Below are 17,543 nucleotides of genomic sequence, written 5' to 3' on the forward strand. Positions count from 1 at the left end.
TGACGACAACCGTGGTGGTGGCGGCGGCTTCCGCCGCGATGACAACCGCGGTGGTGACCGTCCTTCGTTCCGGCGTGACGATCGGCCGCGTGATGACCGGCGTGACGAGCGTCCGTCCTTCCGTCGTGACGACGACCGAGGCCGTGGTGGCTATGGCCGCCGCGACGACCGGCCGGCCTTCCGGCGTGACGACCGTCGTGACGAGCGCCCCCGCGACGACCGCGGCCCCCGCCGTGACGACAACCGTGGCGGCGGTTTCCGTCGTGACGACCGCCGTGACGACCGGCCCTCGTTCCGCCGTGACGATCGGCCGCGTGATGACCGGCGTGACGAGCGTCCGTCCTTCCGCCGTGATGACAACCGGGGCGGTGGCTTCCGGCGTGACGACCGTCGCGACGACCGTCCTACGTTCCGTCGGGACGACCGGCGTGACGATCGGCCGCGTGATGACCGGCGTGACGAGCGTCCGTCCTTCCGTCGTGACGACGACCGAGGCCGTGGTGGCTATGGCCGCCGCGACGACCGGCCGGCCTTCCGTCGTGACGACCGTCGTGACGAGCGCCCCCGCGACGACCGCGGCCCCCGTCGCGACGACAACCGTGGCGGTGGCTTCCGTCGTGACGACCGCCGTGACGACCGACCCTCGTTCCGCCGTGACGACCGCCGTGATGACCGGCGTGACGACCGCGGCCCCCGTCGGGACGACCGCGACCGTGGGTACGGTCGCCGTGATGACCGCCGCGACGACCGCGGCCCCCGCCGCGACGACCGGGACCGTGGGTACGGTCGCCGGGACGACCGGGACCGCGACCGCGACCGCGAGCCGATCAAGCGGCTGCCGATCCCGCAGGACGTCACCGGTGACGAGATCGACCAGGACGTGCGCCAGGAGCTCATGAGCCTGCCGAAGACCCTCGCCGAGGACGTGGCCCGTAACCTCGTGATGGTCGCTCAGCTCATCGACGAGGAGCCGGAGAAGGCGTACGGGTACTCCCGCGTCGCCCTGCGGCTCGCCTCCCGTGTCGCCGCCGTGCGTGAGGCCGCCGGCTTCGCCGCGTACGCGAACCAGAAGTACTCCGAGGCCCTCGCCGAGTTCCGGGCCGCCAAGCGGATGACCGGCAGCGTGGAGTTCTGGCCCGTCATGGCCGACTGCGAGCGCGGCATGGGCCGTCCCGAGCGGGCCCTCGCCATGGCCGGTGAGCCCGAGGTGCAGAAGCTGGACAAGGCCGGACAGGTCGAGATGCGGCTCGTCGCCGCCGGCGCCCGCCGGGACATGGGGCAGCTCGACGCCGCCATCGTCACCCTGCAGAGCCCCGAGCTGGCGTCCAGCTCCGTCCAGCCGTGGACCGCGCGCCTGCGGTACGCGTACGCCGACGCCCTCCTCGCGGCCGGCCGCGAGGACGAGGCCCGCGAGTGGTTCGCCAAGGCGGTCGAGGCCGACAAGGACGGCACGACCAACGCCTCCGACCGGCTCGCCGAGATGGACGGCATCGAGTTCGTCGACGCGGCCGACGAGAGCGACACGGACGCCGACGCCGGCTTCATCCAGGAGCCGTCCGACTCGGAGGAGTCCGACGACTCCGAGGACGACGAGGACGGCGACAAGGCCTGAGCCATCGGCGCAGGAAAGGGCGGCACCCCCTCGGGGGCGCCGCCCTTTCCCGTATGCGCCGGTCCGCTCAGTCCAGGTTCAGGCTGCGCAGCACCAGGCCGGTCGCCGGCTTCGGGCCGAACGACGTGGACTTGCGAGGCATCGTGACGCCCTGGCGGGCGAGGTCGCGGACGACTTCCTCGCGTACCGGATGCATGAGCACCGCCGTGCCGCCCCGGCGTTCCGCGAGGGCGATCGCCGCCTCCGTGTCGTGGAGGTAGGCGATGTCCTCCGGGGCGTCCGGGATGCGCCACAGGTGGTCGAGCATCGTCGAGTGCAGCACCGTCGCGTCCAGGGTCCGCCAGGCCTGCGGGCGGTCCGTGCGGATCGTACGGGCCAGCAGGTCCTGGTCCGGGCGGTCGACCAGGTGGAAGGCGCCGTCCCCGGCGAGCAGGAAGGCGTTGCCGTCGGCCGCGGCGGTCGCGAGGACCTCCAGGGCGTGCGGCAGCGGGCCGTCGACCGGCCGTACGCGGAAACTGCCCTCCAGGGCGGCGAGCGCGTCGGCGACCGGGAGGCGGTTGAGGAGGCGGTGGATGGCGCGTACCCGCAGCGGGTAGCGGGCGGTGTCGATGAGCAGGACCAGGCCGTAGTCCCACGGGCCGGAGGCGCCGGGGTGTTCCTCGCGCAGGCGCAGGTAGGCGGCGCAGCGGTGGTGGCCGTCGGCGATGAGGGCCTGGTGGTGCGTCAGGTCACGGGTGATCGCGGCGAGGTCGTCCGGGTCCGTGACCGACCACAGCTGGTGGTGGAAGCCGTCCTCGGTGGTCGTGGAGAGCAGCGGGGGGTGCTGGATGGCGCGTTCGATGACGGCGGTCGCGCCGTTGGGGTCGCCGTCGCCGCGGTACGTCAGGAGCAGCGGCTCCAGATTGGCGGCGGTCGTCCTCATCAGCGCGGCGCGGTCCTCGACGACGTGCGGCATGACGTCCTCGTGCGGCAGGATCACGCCCTCCTCGGCGGTGGAGAGCTTCAGCGCGCCGATGATGCCGCGCTGGAGGAGCTCGCCGCTGCGCTGCTCGTACACGTAGAGCGCGGGCTCGGGGTCGGGGGCGAGGACGCCGTCGGAGAGCCAGCGGTCCAGGGTCTTCGCGGCCTGGCGGTGGCGTTCGGCGGCGGTGTCGGCCTGCGGCAGGATGAGGCGGACGATGTTGTACGGGTCGGCCGACTCGAGGTGGTCGAGGCCGTCGGGCCGGACGACGACGTCGTACGGCGGGGAAGTCACCGCGGCCAGGCTGCCGACCCGTTCGGGGACATAGCGGAGTCCGCGGAACGGGACCAGCTGCAGACCGTCGTTGGCCGCGGGACCGTTGTTCATCCCGTCATCGTAAGTGGGTGACGACGATGAGCGATGATCGGGGCAGTGGCAACCAGCGAGGAGCAGGGATCTATGGGGCAGCAGGGCAGGAATCGTCCGGACGGAAGGCCGCGGGGGAGTGCGACCGCGCTTCATGAGGCGTACGACACGGCGCTGCTCGATCTCGACGGTGTGGTGTACGCGGGCGGGGAGGCGATCGGGTACGCGGTGGAGTCGCTCACGGCGGCCCGGGACGGCGGGATGCATCTCGCGTACGTCACCAACAACGCGCTGCGGACGCCGGACGCGGTGGCCCGGCATCTGACCGAGCTGGGTGTGCCGGCCGAGGCCGGGGACGTGATCACGTCGGCGCAGGCGGTGGCGCGGCTGATCGCCGAGCAGGTGCCGGCCGGGGCGCGGGTGCTGGTGATCGGCGGCGAGGGGCTGCGGGTCGCGCTGCGCGAGCGTGGTCTGGAGCCGGTGGAGTCGGCGGACGACGATCCGGCGGCGGTGGTGCAGGGGTACGGCGGGCCGGAGCTGCCCTGGGGCAGGTTCGCGGAGGCGTGCTACGCCGTCGCGCGCGGGGTGCCGTGGTTCGCGTCCAACACCGACCTGACGATTCCCGGCCCCCGGGGGATCGGACCGGGCAACGGTGCGGCCGTGGAGGTCGTACGGATCGCGACGGGCGCCGATCCGCAGGTGGCGGGCAAGCCGCTGCCGCCGATGCACCGCGAAACGATCCTGCGGACCGGTGCCGAGCGGCCGCTGGTGGTCGGCGACCGGCTGGACACGGACATCGAGGGGGCGTTCAACGGGGGTGTGGACTCGCTGCTCGTCCTGACCGGGGTGACCGACGCGGCGCAGCTGCTCGCCGCCGTGCCGCGGCACCGGCCGACGTATGTCGACGCCGATCTGCGGGGGTTGCTGACCGGGCAGCCGGAGGTCACGGAGGCGGCCGGGGCCGAGGGCGGCTTCGGCTGCGGGGGCTGGACGGCGGTGGTGCGCGGCGACGCGCTCGCGCTCGACGGGGACGGGACGCCGCTGGACGGGTTGCGGGCGCTGTGCGCGGCCGCCTGGACCCACGCCGGGGACGGCTCGTGCGGCCTCGACTCCGGAAAGGCGCTGGCCCGGCTCGGGTGGTGAGGTGATCTTGAGGCGGAGCTCTCGGCCGGTCGCTTAGTTGGGTAGGCTAACCTAACTGGGTGTTGGTCGAGAGTCCCCCTCAAACGAGCGCGGAACCGATAGCCGCTGCTCAGCCGTCCCGGCGCAACTCCATACGCGCGCTCGGGCTGTTCGCCGCCGTCGGTGTCCTGCTGCTGATCTGTGTGCTGAGCATCATGGTCGGCGCGAAAGAGGTGCCGCTCGGTGAGGTGTGGCACGGACTGTTCCAGAACGACGGCACCGGCAACGACGTGATCATCAGGGATCTGCGGGTGCCGCGGACCCTGCTCGGGCTCCTGGTCGGCATCGCCCTCGGTCTCTCCGGCGCAGTCATGCAGGCCCTCACCCGCAACCCGCTCGCCGAACCCGGCCTGTTGGGCGTGAACGCGGGCGCGTCCGCCGCCGTCGTCACCGCGATCAGCTTCTTCGGGGTCACCTCGATCACCGGGTACGTGTGGTTCGCCTTCCTCGGCGCGGCCGTCGTCTCCGTTGCCGTGTACGTGCTCGGAGGGAGCCGCGGCGCCACGCCCGTACGGCTCGCCCTCGCCGGCACCGCCGCCACCGCCGCGCTCTACGGCTACGTCAACGCCGTCCAGCTCCTCGACGCGGCCGCGCTGGACCGGATCCGGTTCTGGACCGTCGGCTCGCTCGCCACCGCGAACATGGAGACGGTCCGCAACGTCACGCCGTTCATCGTGGCCGGAGTCGTCCTCGCCCTGCTGATCTGCCGCCCCCTCAACGCGATGGAGCTGGGCGAGGACACCGCCCGCGCGCTCGGCGCCGACCTCAACCGCACCCGGGTCCTCGCCATGCTGGCCGTGACCCTTCTCTGCGGTGCGGCGACCGCCGCCTGCGGACCGATCGTCTTCATCGGCCTGATGGTGCCGTACCTCGTACGTGCCATCACCGGGCCCGACATGCGGTGGATCCTGCCGTACGCCGCCGTCCTCTCGCCCGTCCTGCTGCTCGGCTCGGACGTGCTCGGCCGGGTCGTCACCCGGCCCTCCGAGCTCCAGGTCGGCATCGTCACCGCCCTCGTCGGCGGGCCCGTCTTCATCCACCTCGTACGCCGCAAGAGGATGGCCCAGCTGTGACCGCGACCCAGCCGTCCCCCGCGCCGGAGGCGCCCGCGCGGCGGCCGGCGCCCTCCACCCGTACGGTGAAGGCCGTCCGCACCGCCGGCGGGCTCTCGCTGCGGATCGAGCCCCGGGCGGCGCTCTCCGCGCTGCTGCTGCTCGCCGTGATCCTCGCCGTCTCCGTCGTCCTCATCGGCAGCGGAGACTTCCCCATCGCGCCCGCCGACGTCGTCGCCACCCTGCTCGGCAACGGCACCGCCGCCCAGGAGTTCGTCGTCCAGCACCTGCGGATGCCGCGGGTCCTCGTCGCCATCCTCGTCGGCGCCGCGCTCGGCATCAGCGGCGCCGTCTTCCAGTCCGTCTCCCGCAACCCGCTGGGCAGCCCGGACGTCATCGGCTTCGGGCAGGGCGCCACCGTCGGCGCGCTGACCGTGATCGTGCTCTTCCAGGGCAGCGCCGCCGACGTCGCGGGCGGCGCGGCCGTCGGCGGCCTGGTCACCGGCGCCGCCATCTACCTGCTGGCCTGGAAGCGCGGGGTGCACGGCTTCCGGCTCGTCCTCATCGGCATCGGCGTCGCCGCCATCCTCACGGCCGTCATCCACTACCTGCTCACCATGGCGAAGCTGGAGGACGCCACCCGCGCCGTGGTCTGGATGACCGGTTCGCTCGACGGCCGCGACTGGGCCGAGTTCCGGCCGCTGCTCAACGTGTGCGCCGTCCTGATCCCGCTGGTGCTGGCCCTCGGCCGGCCGCTGCGGATGCTGGAGATGGGCGACGACGCGGCGTACGCGCTCGGCGTACGGGTCGAGCGGACCCGGATCGTCCTCATGGCCTCCGCCGTCGTCCTGGTCTCCGTCGCCGCGGCGGCCGCCGGACCCATCACCTTCGTCGCGCTCAGCGCCCCCCAGCTGGCCCGTCGCCTCACCCGCTCGCCCGGCCCCGGCCTCGGCGCGTCCGCCCTGATGGGCGCCGCCCTGCTGCTCGTCGCCGACTGGACCGCGAGCAACGCCTTCGGCGAACGGGAGCTGCCGGTCGGCGTCGTCACCGGAGTCGTCGGCGGTGTCTACCTGCTCTGGCTGCTGGTCACCGAACGCAAGGCAGGCCGGATATGACCTCGACGCCGTCGACCCCCATTTCCGAGAAGAAGTCCAGGAGTACGTCCATGCAGAGCCGGCGTCAGCGCCTCAGCGCGGAATCGGTCACCCTCTCCTACGACCAGCGGGTCATCGCCCGCGACCTGTCGGTGGAGATCCCCGACAACTCCTTCACGGTGATCGTCGGCCCGAACGCCTGCGGCAAGTCGACCCTGCTGCGCGCGCTGTCCCGGATGCTCAAGCCGACCCAGGGCCAGGTCCTCCTCGACGGCCAGGCCATCCACACCATGCCCGCGAAGAAGGTCGCCAAGACCCTCGGGCTGCTCCCGCAGTCGTCCATCGCACCCGACGGCATCACCGTCGCCGACCTCGTCGCGCGCGGCCGCTACCCGCACCAGGGCCTGCTGCGGCAGTGGTCGCCCGAGGACGAGCGGATCGTGCAGGAGTCGATGGCGGCGACCGGGGTCGGCGAGCTGGGGGAGCGGTACGTCGACGAGCTCTCCGGCGGCCAGCGCCAGCGAGTCTGGATCGCGATGGCCCTCGCGCAGCAGACACCGCTGCTGCTGCTCGACGAGCCGACGACCTTCCTCGACATCCAGCACCAGATCGACGTCCTCGACCTCTGCGCCGAGCTGCACGAGACCCAGGGCCGGACCCTGGTCGCCGTGCTCCACGACCTCAACCACGCCGCGCGGTACGCAACGCACCTGATCGCGGTCCGGGACGGCGAGATCGTCGCCGAGGGCCCGCCGTCCGAGGTCGTCACCGCGGAACTGGTCGAGCGGGTCTTCGGCCTTCGCTGCCAGGTCATCGCCGACCCGGAGACGGCCACGCCCCTGGTGGTCCCGGCGGCCCGCGAGGCCCGCGCGAAGGCGGGCGCCGCGCGGATGCCGGCGAGCTGAGCGACTGACGGGGGCGGTGGGGGCGCGGCGCCGTTCCGGTACGTACCGCACGCGGTCGCTTCACGACGGGCTCGGCACGGTCTGCGCAGGCCGCCGCACGGCCGGTCCGCCACGTGAGTGCCCTCAGCGCCGGACCCGGTTGTCAGCGGGTCCCCGCGGGGGGCGGTGGCCTGGGCGTCCTCCCCGTACGTACCGCCGGCCGTCTCACGCCAGGCCGGGCGCGGTCTGTGGAGGGCCGTGGCACGGACGCCGGGGCCGCACGCGGCTGCCGTGCCGGTGTACGCCGCAGGGGCCCGCAGTGGCGGTGGCCTGGCGTCGGCCCGTACGTACCGCACGCGGCCGTTCACGACGGCCGGGCCCCGTCCCCCCGCCGCAGCGGCCTGCCCGGCATGCCGCCGGGCCAGGGCCAACACCCCTACAGCAGCTTCCGCAGCCGCAGCAGGTCGCCGAAGCTCGCCTCCAGGCGGATCCGGCCCGAGGCCCAGGCCTTGGCGAAGTTCAGGTCGCCGTTCACCATCGCGACGAGGTCGTCGCCCTTCATCGCGAGCCGGATCTGGGCCTGGCCGGGCGGCGGCCCGGGCAGGGTGTCATCGACCTCGATCCGGCCGGCCCGCAGCCGTCCCACGAAGGTGATGTCGAGGTCGGTGATGTGGCAGCTGACCGTACGGTCGAGCGCCACGGCGCCGCGGACGTCGCCGTCCGCCCCCGCCAGGTTGTCAGAGAGCGTGTCGAGTGCGCTGCGGCACTCCTCCGTCGTTGCCATCGTGACCGACCGTACCCCAGGGCTTCGCGGTAGCGTCTGGGCATGAGCGAAGCGCCCGAACCGACGCACGCCCCCGGCGACGGCCAGACCGAGACCGAGGCCGAGACCGTGGAGGAGTACGACCCCGCGGAGGCGTACGACCCAGCCGCCCCGGCGCCCCTCGGCGTGGTCCGCACCCCCACCGGGCACCCCGTCGTCGACGCCGGCCTGGAGCGTCTCGCCGATGCGGACCACCTCCCGGCCGACGGACACCTGGACGTGTACGAGGATGTACACCAGGGCTTGCGTGACGCGCTGACCGCGCTGGACGCCCGCCCCGAGCCCGCACCGCCCCACCGGCCGTCGCTGTACAGGCCGTCCAACGACAACAGGAGCTGAACCGAACGTGGCAGGAGTGGCACGCCGCCGCCTCGACGCCGAGCTGGTCCGTCGTAAGCTCGCCCGCTCGCGCGAGCACGCGAGCCAGCTGATCGCCGCGGGACGGGTCACCGTCGGCAAGACCCTCGCGACGAAGCCCGCCACGCAGGTGGAGACCGCCGCGGCGATCGTCGTCACCCAGGACGACAGCGACCCCGAGTACGTCTCGCGCGGCGGCCACAAGCTGGCCGGGGCCTTCGCCGCCTTCGTTCCCCAGGGACTCAGGGTCGAGGGCCGGCGCGCGCTGGACGCGGGCGCGTCCACCGGCGGGTTCACCGATGTGCTGCTGCGCGCCGGAGCCGCCCACGTCGTCGCCGTGGACGTCGGCTACGGCCAGCTCGCCTGGTCGCTCCAGAGCGACGAGCGGGTCACCGTCAAGGACCGCACGAACGTCCGTGAGTTGACCCTCGAACTCATCGACGACCAGCCCGTCGACCTGGTCGTCGGAGATCTGTCGTTCATCCCGCTCGGACTCGTGCTGCCCGCGCTGGTCCGCTGCACGGCGCCCGACGCCGACCTGGTGCTGATGGTCAAGCCGCAGTTCGAGGTGGGCAAGGAGCGGCTCGGCAGCGGTGGTGTCGTGCGCAGTACCGAGCTGCGCGCGGACGCGGTACGGAACGTGGCGCGGCAGGCGGCCGAGCTCGGGCTCGGGGTGCTGGGTGTTACCGCCAGCCCGCTGCCCGGCCCCTCCGGCAACGTCGAGTACTTTCTGTGGCTGCGGGCCGGGGCGCCCGCGCTCGATCCGGCGGATGTGGACCGCGCCGTGGCGGAGGGACCTCGTTGAGTTCAACACCTCGTACTGTCTTCCTGCTCCTGCACACCGGTCGGCCGGCCGCCGTCCGCAGCGCCGAACTCGTCGTGCAGGGGCTGCTCCGCAGCGGCCTGGGCGTACGCGTCCTGGCGGCGGAGGCGGCCGATCTGCCGCCGCTGCCGCCGGAGGTCGAGACCGTCCCGGAGGCCTGCTCGGACGTCCTCGAGGGCTGCGAGCTGCTCATCGTGCTCGGCGGCGACGGGACGCTGCTGCGCGGCGCGGAGTTCGCCCGCGCCTCGGGGGTGCCGATGCTCGGCGTCAACCTCGGGCGGGTCGGCTTCCTCGCCGAGGCCGAGCGCGACGACCTGGACAAGGTCGTCGACCGGGTCGTCACGCGCGCGTACGAGGTCGAGGAGCGGATGACCCTCGATGTCGGCGTCTACCAGAACGGCGATCTGCTCCACAGCGACTGGGCGCTGAACGAGGCGGCCGTCCAGAAGGTGTCGCCGGAGCGGATGATGGAGGTCGTGGTCGCGATCGACGGGCGGCCGGTGACCGGCTTCGGCTGCGACGGCGTGATCTGCGCGACGCCGACCGGCTCGACGGCATACGCCTTCTCGGCGGGCGGGCCGGTGATCTGGCCCGAGGTGGAGGCGCTGCTGATGGTGCCGATCGGGGCGCACGCGCTGTTCGCCAAGCCGCTGGTGACCACCCCCGACTCGGTCCTCGCGGTCGAGGTCGAGCCGCACACGCCGAACGGCGTGCTGTGGTGCGACGGCCGCCGTACGGTCGAACTGCCCGCCGGCGCGCGCGTGGAGGTGCGCCGCGGTGTGGTCCCGGTCCGGCTGGCCCGGCTCCACCACGCCTCCTTCACGGACCGTCTGGTCGCCAAGTTCGCGCTGCCCGTCTCGGGCTGGCGGGGCGCGCCGCACTAGCGGCCGACGGCCGTCCTAGGCCGCCTGCAGCACGTGGACGGCCCGGCTCCGCAGCACCGAGCGGACCGGCAGGCCGGTGGCGAGCAGGGTCAGCAGCAGGGTCCCTGCGGCGATCGAGGCGGCGACCGGCCACGGCAGGTACGGCAGCGGCGAGCCGAAGGCCGCGTCGAGCAGCGGGGCGAGGGTGGCCAGCGCGATCGCCGTGCCCAGCAGCAGAGACGTCAGCGCCACCATGGCAGCCTCCCAGGCCGCCATGGCCCGCACCTGTCGGCGCCGGCTCCCCACGACCCGCAGCAGCGCCACATCGCGGCGGCGCTCGAAGGAGATCATGGCCAGAGTGTTGGCGGCGGCGATCGCCGCGAAGCCGGCGTACAGCCCCGTGCCGAAGTAGTCCAGCCACACCTCGCCGCGGGCCCCGGCCGATCCGGTGCGGTGCTCCGCCGTCGTACGGACCCCGATCTTGGTGAGGCCGAAGCCGACCACCAGCACCAGAGGCACCACCGCGGCTGCGAAACGCCTCGGCTGCGTACGGATGTTGAGCATCGCCAGCCGCGCGCTGCTGCCGAAGCGGCCCACGAGCGCGGACACCAGCCAGGCCGCCGGGCCGATGATCCGGGGGCCGAGCAGGCCCGTCCCCACGCAGAAGAGGATCAGGACCAGGAAGGCTCCCTGACCCGCCTTGTCGGCCGGTCCGCGGGACAGCAGCACCGACAGCGCCACACCGCCCGCCACGGCCGCCAGGCCCAGCGGGGTGCGGACCAGGCCGAGCGTCCGCCGCCCGGTCGCCGCCTCCTCCAGGGCGCGCGCCGGGCGCAGCAGCGAGAAGCGCAGCACGGACAGGACGGCCGCGAGCGTCGACGTCACCGCCGTCACCCCCACGGACAGGGGCACGGCGAGCCAGGTCAGGGAGAAGGCCGTCCCGGCCGGGATCAGCCCGTGCTCCACCATCCCGTCGAACCACACCCGCGCCAGGGCGCAGCCGCCCGCGCAGCCCAGCAGCGCCGCCGGGACCGACGCCGCGAGCGCCTGCGCGGCGACCGCGCGGCGGACCTGACCGCTGCGGGCGCCCACGGCCCGTACCAGCGCCAGTTCGCGGTGCTGCTGCGTGACGGCCGTCCCCATCGTCGAGACGACCACGAAAATCGACATGTAGATGGATCCGATGAGCAGGACGAGCGCCATGTCGCCCACGCCCTCCGTGCGGACCCCGCTGGTCGCCCACAGCATCGTGGTCGACGCGCTCATCACCGCCGAGGCGAAGAGGGCGGCCACCGCCGTTCCGGCGAAGGCGGGTCGGTGGGCGCGCAGTGCGGCGAGCGCCAGGCGTGTGGTCGTCATGTTGATCATGGTCCGGGAAGGCGGGGCCCCGGCGACATGCGGCGGGCACCCGGACCGCAGGGGGGAAATCCCCACCCCGGCGGGTGACGAGAGCCCGCCACGACCTGCGTCTTCGTCGGCGCGGGGCGGGGGCCGTCGCACGCACGCCCCCCGACCTCGTAAGGTCTTCTCCGTGTTGGAGGAGATGCGGATACGGTCGCTCGGAGTCATCGACGACGCGGTCGTCGAGCTGTCACCCGGTTTCACCGCGGTGACCGGTGAGACCGGTGCGGGCAAGACCATGGTCGTGACCAGCCTGGGGCTGCTGCTCGGCGGGCGCGCCGACCCCGCCCTGGTGCGGATCGGCGCGGGCGCCGCCGTGGTCGAGGGCCGCATCAGCCTGCCCGAGGGCGCCTCCGTGGCGGCGCGGGCCGAGGAGGCCGGCGCCGAACTCGACGAGGGCGCGCTGCTCGTCAGCCGCACGATCTCGGCCGAGGGACGCTCCCGGGCGCACCTGGGCGGGCGCGCGGTGCCCGTGGGCCTGCTCGCCGAGCTGGCCGACGAGCTCGTCGCCGTCCATGGCCAGACCGACCAGCAGGGCCTTCTCAAGCCGGCGCGGCAGCGTGGGGCGCTGGACCGGTACGCGGGAGACGCCGTCGCCCGCCCGCTGGCCGCGTACGGCGAGGCGTACCGCCGTCTGCGGGCCGTCACCGCCGAACTCGACGAACTGACCACGCGCGCGCGGGAGCGGGCGCAGGAGGCGGATCTGCTGCGCTTCGGGCTCGCCGAGATCGAGGCCGTGGAGCCGCTGCCGGGCGAGGACGTGGAGCTGGCCGCCGAGGCCGAACGGCTCGGCCACGCCGAGGCCCTGGCCTCCGCCGCGGCACTGGCCCACGGCGCCCTCGCCGGCAACCCCGAGGACCCGGAGGCCGTCGACGCGACGACCCTCGTCGGCGGCGCGGGCCGGGCCCTGGAAGCCGTACGCGCCCACGACCCGGCGCTCGCCGCGCTCGCCGACCGGATGGGCGAGATCGCCATCCTGCTGGCGGACGTGGCCGGGGAGCTGGCCGGGTACGCCGACAACCTGGACGCCGACCCGCGGCGGCTCGCCGCCGTCGAGGAGCGCCGCGCCGCGCTCACCGCCCTGACCCGTAAGTACGGCGAGAACATCGGCGCCGTCCTCGCCTGGGCCGAGGAGAGCGCCACCCGGCTCACCGAACTGGACGGCGACGACGACCGGATCGGCGAGCTGACCGCCGAGCGGGACACGCTGCGGACGGAACTGTCCGGGCTCGCCCAGGCGTTGACCGACGCCCGTACGGAGGCGGCGGCGCGGTTCGCCGACGCCGTCACCGCCGAGCTCGCCTCGCTCGCCATGCCCCACGCGCGCGTGTCCTTCGACATCCGCCAGCTGGAGGATCCGGAAGGCGTCGAGGTCGGCGGCCGTACGGTCGCCTACGGCCCCACCGGCGCCGACGAGGTCGAACTCCTCCTCGCCCCGCACCCGGGCGCCCCGCCGCGGCCGATCGCCAAGGGCGCCTCCGGCGGTGAGCTGTCCCGCGTGATGCTGGCCGTGGAGGTCGTCTTCGCCGGTACGGACCCGGTGCCGACGTATCTCTTCGACGAGGTCGACGCGGGTGTCGGCGGCAAGGCGGCGGTGGAGATCGGCCGCCGTCTGGCCAAGCTCGCCAAGTCCGCGCAGGTGGTCGTCGTCACCCACCTTCCGCAGGTGGCTGCCTTCGCGGACCGGCAGTTGCTGGTCGAGAAGACCAACGACGGGTCCGTGACGCGGTCCGGGGTCACGGTCCTGGAGGGCGAGGACCGGGTGCGCGAGCTGTCCCGGATGCTGGCCGGTCAGGAGGACTCGGAGACGGCGCGGGCGCACGCGGAGGAACTGCTGGCGACGGCGCGGGCGGACGCGTAGCCGGCAGGGCGTGCGGCTCGGCGGGCGCGCCTGCGACTGCTCCAAGGCGCCCTCATAGGGTGCTTCATATGATCGGATCGCTGAGCAGGGCCGGCAGGATCGGTACGTTCGCCGTCGCCGCGGGGGTCGCGCGCGCGATGTACGCGGGGCTGCGGCGCCGCCAGGACAGCTCGTGCGGCGTCGGGCCATGGCACCGGCGGAACTACGCCGGACGGACCGTCGACCTGTACGCCGGATCCGCCGTCGTCGCGGGCAGCGCCCTCGCGGCCGGCGCCGTCCCCGCCACGCTGGCGATCCTGGTCGCCGGGGCGTGCGGGCGCCACGATGACCTGAACGGCGACGAGCGGCGCGGCTTCCGGGCCCACCTGACGGCCCTGCGCGACGGCGAGATCACCAGCGGGACCGTCAAACTCGCCGGCATCGGCGCCGCCGGGCTCGTCGCCGGAGCCCTGCTCAAGGAACGGACCCTGGACAAGCTCCTCGCCGGCGTCGTCGTCGCCGGTACCGCGCACCTCGTCAACCTCGTGGACGTACGCCCCGGCCGGGCGGCGCTGACCGTCCTCGCCCTCGGCGCCCCCGGGCTGCTCCGAGGCTCCGCCGTCGCCGCACCCATGGGCGCCGCGGCCGCCGTCCTCGTCGACGACCTCGGCGAGCGCACCATGCTCGGCGACACCGGCGCCCACGCGCTCGGCGCGGCCCTCGGCGCCGCCGTCGCCGCCGGGAACGGACGTCTCGGTCTCGCCGCCCACGCGGCGGGCCTCGTCGCCGCGGCGGTGTACGGCGAGCGGAGCGGCACGGGGGTCGCGCGCTCACCCATGTGAGTGATACGCGGATGGGAGTTGCCAGCGGCGACACGGGAAGGACGGCGCATCGGTGCCGGAACGTGCGTACGGACTGGCATCCTTGGGCGCGTGACACAGCTGCGTACGGTCCAAGTGCTGGGCGGCGGCAGCGCGGGCAGCAGCGCACACGTCAGATCACTCGCCGCGGGGCTGGTGGCGAGGGGGGTGCGGGTGACCGTGTGCGCTCCGCCCGAACTCGACCGTGTCTACGACTTCCTCGGCGCCGGGGCCCATTTCGTCCCCGTGCCGCGGCGCAACGACCCCGCGGCGGTGGGGGCCTTGCGGGTGGCGTGCGCCGGCGCGGACATCGTGCACGCGCACGGCCTGCACGCCGCCGTACGCACCGGTCTCGCGCTCGGCGGCGGGTCGACCCCGTTCGTCGTCACATGGCACACGCGCAGCCACGCCGACGGGGCGCGCGGAGGGCTGCTGCGGCTGCTGGAACGCAGGACGGTACGGGCGGCGGCGGTGGTCCTCGGGACCTCCTCCGAACTCGTCGACCGGGCGCGCCGGCGGGGTGCGCGCGACGCCCGCCTCGCGCCGATCACGATCCCGCCCGGGCGGGTGCCATCGGCCGAGACCGGCGGGGACGAGGCCAAGGCGCGGGCCGAACTGGGCGCGGTGGGGCGGCCGTTGCTGATGGCGGTCGGCAGCCTGGAGCCGCACCGGGGGTACGGGACGCTCCTCGACGCGGCGCGGGAATGGCGGGACCTCGACCCGCAGCCGCTGCTGGCGATCGCGGGGGAGGGGCGGGAGCGGGGCGCCCTGCAGCGGCGGATCGAGGAGGAGCGGCTGCCGGTGCGGCTGATCGGCCGCCGCGACGACGTCACCGAGCTGCTCGCCTCGGCGGACCTCGCGGTCCTCCCCAGCCGCTGGGAGGCCCGCTCCCTGCTCGCCCAGGAGGCCCTGCGCCTCGGCGTCCCGCTGGTGGCGACGGCGGTGGGCGGCGTCCCCGAACTCGTCGGCGACGCGGCGGAACTCGTCCCCTACGGCGACGCCCCCGCCCTCGCCGCGGCGGTCACGTCCCTCCTGTCGGACCGCCCCCGCCGCGAAGCACTCGCCACGGCGGGCCGGGCACAGGCGGCGACGTGGCCGACGGAGGACGAGACGATCGCGCAGGTACTGAGCGTGTACGACGAGCTGGCGGGCGCGTAGGGGGTGGGGGCGGGTTGTCTCCCCCACCCCGCCCCTTCCCGAAACCCTGCCGGGGGCGGCTGGGGGGAACCCTGGCCCGGGGAGCGGGAGGCAGGGATCCGGGGCCGAGGCCCCGGGCCCCGGGCGCGGCAGCTTCGCGCCGCGGAGACGGCCGTTTCGGCCCCTGTCGCGGGCGCGGCGGGGGCCGTCGGACCTCGTTGTAGGGCATGCGTTCCGCCGGGGCTGGCGGTCCTCCCGAACGGAGCGCCCCCCGCCATGCGGCGGCAACGTCGGACCTCGTTGTAGGGCATGCGTTCCGCCGGGGGTGGCGGTCCTCCCGAACGGAGCGCCCCCCGCCATGCGGCGGCAACGTCGGACCTCGTTGTAGGGCATGCGTTCCGCCGGGGCTGGCGGTCCCCCCGGACGGAGCGCCACCCCCCGCCATGCGGCGGCAACGTCGGACCCGGTTGTGGGCAATCGTCCCGCAGGGCGGGACGGGTGGGCACAACGCCCCGACAGGCGGCGCCCTTTCCGTCCCGGCCCGCCCCGACGGGCCTCGCGCCCGGCCAAGGGTTCGGGCCCACCCCGGGCCCCCGCGCGCCCGGCGGAGCCCCCCCGCCCCCTACCCCGCCGTATGCCTCCGCGCCCGCAGCGCCAGTGACAGGGCCAGGACCGTCTGGGGGTCGTCCAGGTCCGTGCCGAGGAGGTCGGAGATGCGGGCCAGGCGGTTGTAGAGGGTTTGGCGGTTGAGGTGGAGTTCGCGGGCCGTTTCGGCCTTGCGGCCCGCATGGGCCAGGTAGGTCTGCAGGGTGGGGAGGAGTGGCGGGCGGGAGGTGCGGTCGTGGTCGCGGAGGGGGCCGATCGCGCGATCGACGAAGGCCGCCAGGTCGGGGTGGTCCCGCAGGCGCCACAGGAGCAGGTCGATGTCGAGGCGGCGCGCGTCGTACCAAGGGCGGTCCGAGAGGCCCTGCGCCGCCGTCGCGGTCTCCGCCGCGTGGCGCAGACTCGCCGAGGCCGCCGCCCAGCCGCCCGCGACGCCGACCACCACGACCGGCGGGTGCGCCCCCGCGCCCGCCCGGGACAGGCCCGCCCGTTCGACGCCCGCCCGCAGCGCCGCCGCGACCCGGTCCGCGACCGCCGTACGCTCCGACTCCGAGCGCAGGCCCAGCAGCAGCGGGACCCGCCCCTCCACCGGCCGTACGCCCAGCAGCACCGGCACACCCACCGATGACAGCTCCTCCAGGACCGCCCGGGCAAGGAGCGCCCAGTTGCCGGAGGGGGAGAGCTCGGAGGCGAGGCGCATCACCACCGGCAGCAGCGGGCCCTCGCCGGGCTTGAAGCCCAGCACCCGCGCCTGCGCCGGCGCGTCCTCCGCCGTGATGCGGCCCTCCGCCAGGTCCGTGAGAAAGTCGCCCCGGCCGCGGGCCGCCAGCTCCTCCTCCTGACGCGCCTGCATCAGGACGACCGCCAGGATCCCCGCCGCCCGCTCCGCCGCCATCCGGTGCACCGGCGACAGCGGGCCCGCCACGGACAGCAGTACCAGGCGGGCGCGCACACTGCCCGTACCCGGGCCGCCGCCCGGGACGTCCACCAGCACCGAGCCCGTCGGCGGCCCCGACTCCCTCGCCGCACGCTGGCCGCGCAGCCCGTCCCACACCTGGAGCGGGTCGGCCGGTCCGGCCTCCGTGCCCGCCGCGTACAGCAGCTGCCCGTCCGCGGTCTCCAGGAACACCGGGTTCGCCGTGAAGTCGGCCAGGATCCGCAGCACCTGCGGCACCCCACCGCCGCCGAGCAGTGCCTCCGTGCACTGCCGGTGCACCTCCTCGGCCTGCCGCAGCAGCGCGTAATGGCCGTTGACGATCTCGGTATGGACCTCCTCCGTCACCGAGACGAACGGGACCTCGCGGTGCAGCTGCACCAGCGGCAGGCCCGCCGCCCGCGCCGTCTCCACGATCGTGGCCGGCAGCCTGCTGAACCGCGGGCCCAGCTCCACGACCAGCGCCGCGATGCCCCGGTCCGCCAGCCTGCGGACGAACGCCCGCTGCTCGGCCGGGCGGGTGCCCAGCCCGAGCCCGGTGGTGAGCAGCAGCTCGCCGCCCTTGAGCAGCGACGCGATGTTCGGCACCTCGCCCGCGTGCACCCAGCGCACGGTGCGGTGCAGCCGGTCGGCGCCGACGACCACTTCCGGGAGCCCGCCGCGGAGTCCGGGCAGCTCAAGCGCCCGCTGCACGGTGATCCCGCCCTGATTGTCCATGAGGCCGGACGCTACCCGCGGTAGCTGTTTCCGC

The 17,543-nt window shown here is 74.5% G+C and carries 16 protein-coding genes; 12 read left to right on the forward strand and 4 right to left on the reverse strand.

Annotated features, from left to right (window positions below; all coding sequences use genetic code 11):
- On the forward strand, positions 1 to 899 hold an 899-nt coding region (locus IEZ01_RS34525), incomplete at its 5' end, for a hypothetical protein (RefSeq protein WP_267907274.1).
- The gene (locus IEZ01_RS34530; protein WP_194523916.1) at positions 836 to 1,612 is read left to right on the forward strand and encodes a tetratricopeptide repeat protein; all 777 of its coding nucleotides are present in this window, start codon (positions 836 to 838) and stop codon (positions 1,610 to 1,612) included. The genes IEZ01_RS34525 and IEZ01_RS34530, both read left to right, overlap by 64 nt.
- A gap of 67 nt (positions 1,613 to 1,679) precedes the next feature.
- Here the strand turns inward: IEZ01_RS34530 and IEZ01_RS18715 are convergent, their stop codons facing one another.
- A complete protein-coding gene (locus tag IEZ01_RS18715; RefSeq protein WP_189202677.1) occupies positions 1,680 to 2,960 on the reverse strand; it encodes a DUF1015 domain-containing protein in 1,281 nt (426 codons plus the stop codon).
- Between the two features lie 72 nt (positions 2,961 to 3,032).
- On the opposite strand from IEZ01_RS18715, the gene IEZ01_RS18720 reads away from it, so the two are divergent.
- From IEZ01_RS18720 to IEZ01_RS18735, 4 genes are all read left to right on the forward strand, one after another.
- Entirely contained in the window at positions 3,033 to 4,082 is a 1,050-nt protein-coding gene (locus IEZ01_RS18720) for an HAD hydrolase-like protein (protein ID WP_189202805.1), read from the forward strand.
- A 59-nt stretch (positions 4,083 to 4,141) separates the two neighbouring features.
- Positions 4,142 to 5,194, forward strand: coding sequence for a FecCD family ABC transporter permease (locus tag IEZ01_RS18725; RefSeq protein ID WP_373287634.1), 1,053 nt, complete (start codon positions 4,142 to 4,144; stop codon positions 5,192 to 5,194).
- Positions 5,195 to 5,259: 65 nt separating this feature from the next.
- A complete protein-coding gene (locus IEZ01_RS18730) occupies positions 5,260 to 6,288 on the forward strand; it encodes a FecCD family ABC transporter permease (protein ID WP_189202808.1) in 1,029 nt (342 codons plus the stop codon).
- A 50-nt stretch (positions 6,289 to 6,338) separates the two neighbouring features.
- Entirely contained in the window at positions 6,339 to 7,172 is an 834-nt protein-coding gene (locus IEZ01_RS18735) for an ABC transporter ATP-binding protein (RefSeq protein ID WP_189202679.1), read from the forward strand.
- A gap of 415 nt (positions 7,173 to 7,587) precedes the next feature.
- On the opposite strand, the gene IEZ01_RS18740 is transcribed toward IEZ01_RS18735, so the two are convergent.
- A complete protein-coding gene (locus IEZ01_RS18740) occupies positions 7,588 to 7,935 on the reverse strand; it encodes an SCP2 sterol-binding domain-containing protein (RefSeq protein ID WP_019885183.1) in 348 nt (115 codons plus the stop codon).
- Positions 7,936 to 7,977: 42 nt separating this feature from the next.
- Between IEZ01_RS18740 and IEZ01_RS18745 the strand changes: the two genes are divergently transcribed.
- Genes IEZ01_RS18745 through IEZ01_RS18755 form a run of 3 tightly spaced genes read left to right on the forward strand, consistent with a single transcriptional unit; the run spans position 7,978 to position 10,038 of the window.
- On the forward strand, positions 7,978 to 8,313 hold the full coding sequence (locus IEZ01_RS18745) for a hypothetical protein (protein ID WP_189202681.1): 336 nt from the start codon (positions 7,978 to 7,980) through the stop codon (positions 8,311 to 8,313).
- A gap of 7 nt (positions 8,314 to 8,320) precedes the next feature.
- Positions 8,321 to 9,136: a TlyA family RNA methyltransferase gene (locus IEZ01_RS18750; protein WP_189202683.1), complete on the forward strand. Its 816-nt coding sequence runs from the start codon at positions 8,321 to 8,323 to the stop codon at positions 9,134 to 9,136.
- Positions 9,133 to 10,038 (forward strand): NAD kinase, encoded by a 906-nt coding sequence (locus IEZ01_RS18755; RefSeq protein ID WP_028797370.1) that lies wholly within the window; start codon positions 9,133 to 9,135, stop codon positions 10,036 to 10,038. Before IEZ01_RS18750 ends, IEZ01_RS18755 begins: the two co-directional genes overlap by 4 nt.
- A 15-nt stretch (positions 10,039 to 10,053) precedes the next feature.
- On the opposite strand, the gene IEZ01_RS18760 is transcribed toward IEZ01_RS18755, so the two are convergent.
- Positions 10,054 to 11,376: an FtsX-like permease family protein gene (locus IEZ01_RS18760; protein WP_229833057.1), complete on the reverse strand. Its 1,323-nt coding sequence runs from the start codon at positions 11,374 to 11,376 to the stop codon at positions 10,054 to 10,056.
- A 184-nt stretch (positions 11,377 to 11,560) separates the two neighbouring features.
- Here IEZ01_RS18760 and recN point away from each other — a divergent pair, with 184 nt between their 5' ends.
- The 3 genes from recN (at position 11,561) to IEZ01_RS18775 (ending at position 15,276) form a co-directional block, all read left to right on the forward strand.
- Positions 11,561 to 13,279, forward strand: coding sequence for a DNA repair protein RecN (gene recN / locus IEZ01_RS18765; protein ID WP_019885178.1), 1,719 nt, complete (start codon positions 11,561 to 11,563; stop codon positions 13,277 to 13,279).
- A gap of 68 nt (positions 13,280 to 13,347) precedes the next feature.
- Positions 13,348 to 14,100: a hypothetical protein gene (locus IEZ01_RS18770; protein WP_189202685.1), complete on the forward strand. Its 753-nt coding sequence runs from the start codon at positions 13,348 to 13,350 to the stop codon at positions 14,098 to 14,100.
- 90 nt (positions 14,101 to 14,190) lie between these two features.
- Complete coding sequence (locus IEZ01_RS18775; protein WP_189202687.1) at positions 14,191 to 15,276, forward strand: glycosyltransferase family 4 protein; 1,086 nt, start codon at positions 14,191 to 14,193, stop codon at positions 15,274 to 15,276.
- A 601-nt stretch (positions 15,277 to 15,877) separates the two neighbouring features.
- Here IEZ01_RS18775 and IEZ01_RS18780 read toward each other — a convergent pair.
- Entirely contained in the window at positions 15,878 to 17,509 is a 1,632-nt protein-coding gene (locus tag IEZ01_RS18780) for a PucR family transcriptional regulator (protein ID WP_019885175.1), read from the reverse strand.
- Positions 17,510 to 17,543: the final 34 nt, after the last annotated feature.

The sequence above is a fragment of the Streptomyces purpureus genome, from assembly GCF_014648195.1.
GTDB lineage: Bacteria > Actinomycetota > Actinomycetes > Streptomycetales > Streptomycetaceae > Streptomyces > Streptomyces purpureus.

Coding starts and splice junctions, on each gene's coding strand:
- IEZ01_RS18760 (WP_229833057.1), bottom strand. CDS start 11,376: ATGACGACCACACGCCTGGCGCTCGCCGCACTGCGCGCCCACCGACCC.
- IEZ01_RS18720 (WP_189202805.1), top strand. CDS start 3,033: ATGGGGCAGCAGGGCAGGAATCGTCCGGACGGAAGGCCGCGGGGGAGT.
- IEZ01_RS18780 (WP_019885175.1), bottom strand. CDS start 17,509: ATGGACAATCAGGGCGGGATCACCGTGCAGCGGGCGCTTGAGCTGCCC.
- IEZ01_RS18770 (WP_189202685.1), top strand. CDS start 13,348: ATGATCGGATCGCTGAGCAGGGCCGGCAGGATCGGTACGTTCGCCGTC.
- IEZ01_RS18745 (WP_189202681.1), top strand. CDS start 7,978: ATGAGCGAAGCGCCCGAACCGACGCACGCCCCCGGCGACGGCCAGACC.
- IEZ01_RS18735 (WP_189202679.1), top strand. CDS start 6,339: ATGCAGAGCCGGCGTCAGCGCCTCAGCGCGGAATCGGTCACCCTCTCC.
- IEZ01_RS18715 (WP_189202677.1), bottom strand. CDS start 2,960: ATGAACAACGGTCCCGCGGCCAACGACGGTCTGCAGCTGGTCCCGTTC.
- recN (WP_019885178.1), top strand. CDS start 11,561: ATGCGGATACGGTCGCTCGGAGTCATCGACGACGCGGTCGTCGAGCTG.
- IEZ01_RS18740 (WP_019885183.1), bottom strand. CDS start 7,935: ATGGCAACGACGGAGGAGTGCCGCAGCGCACTCGACACGCTCTCTGAC.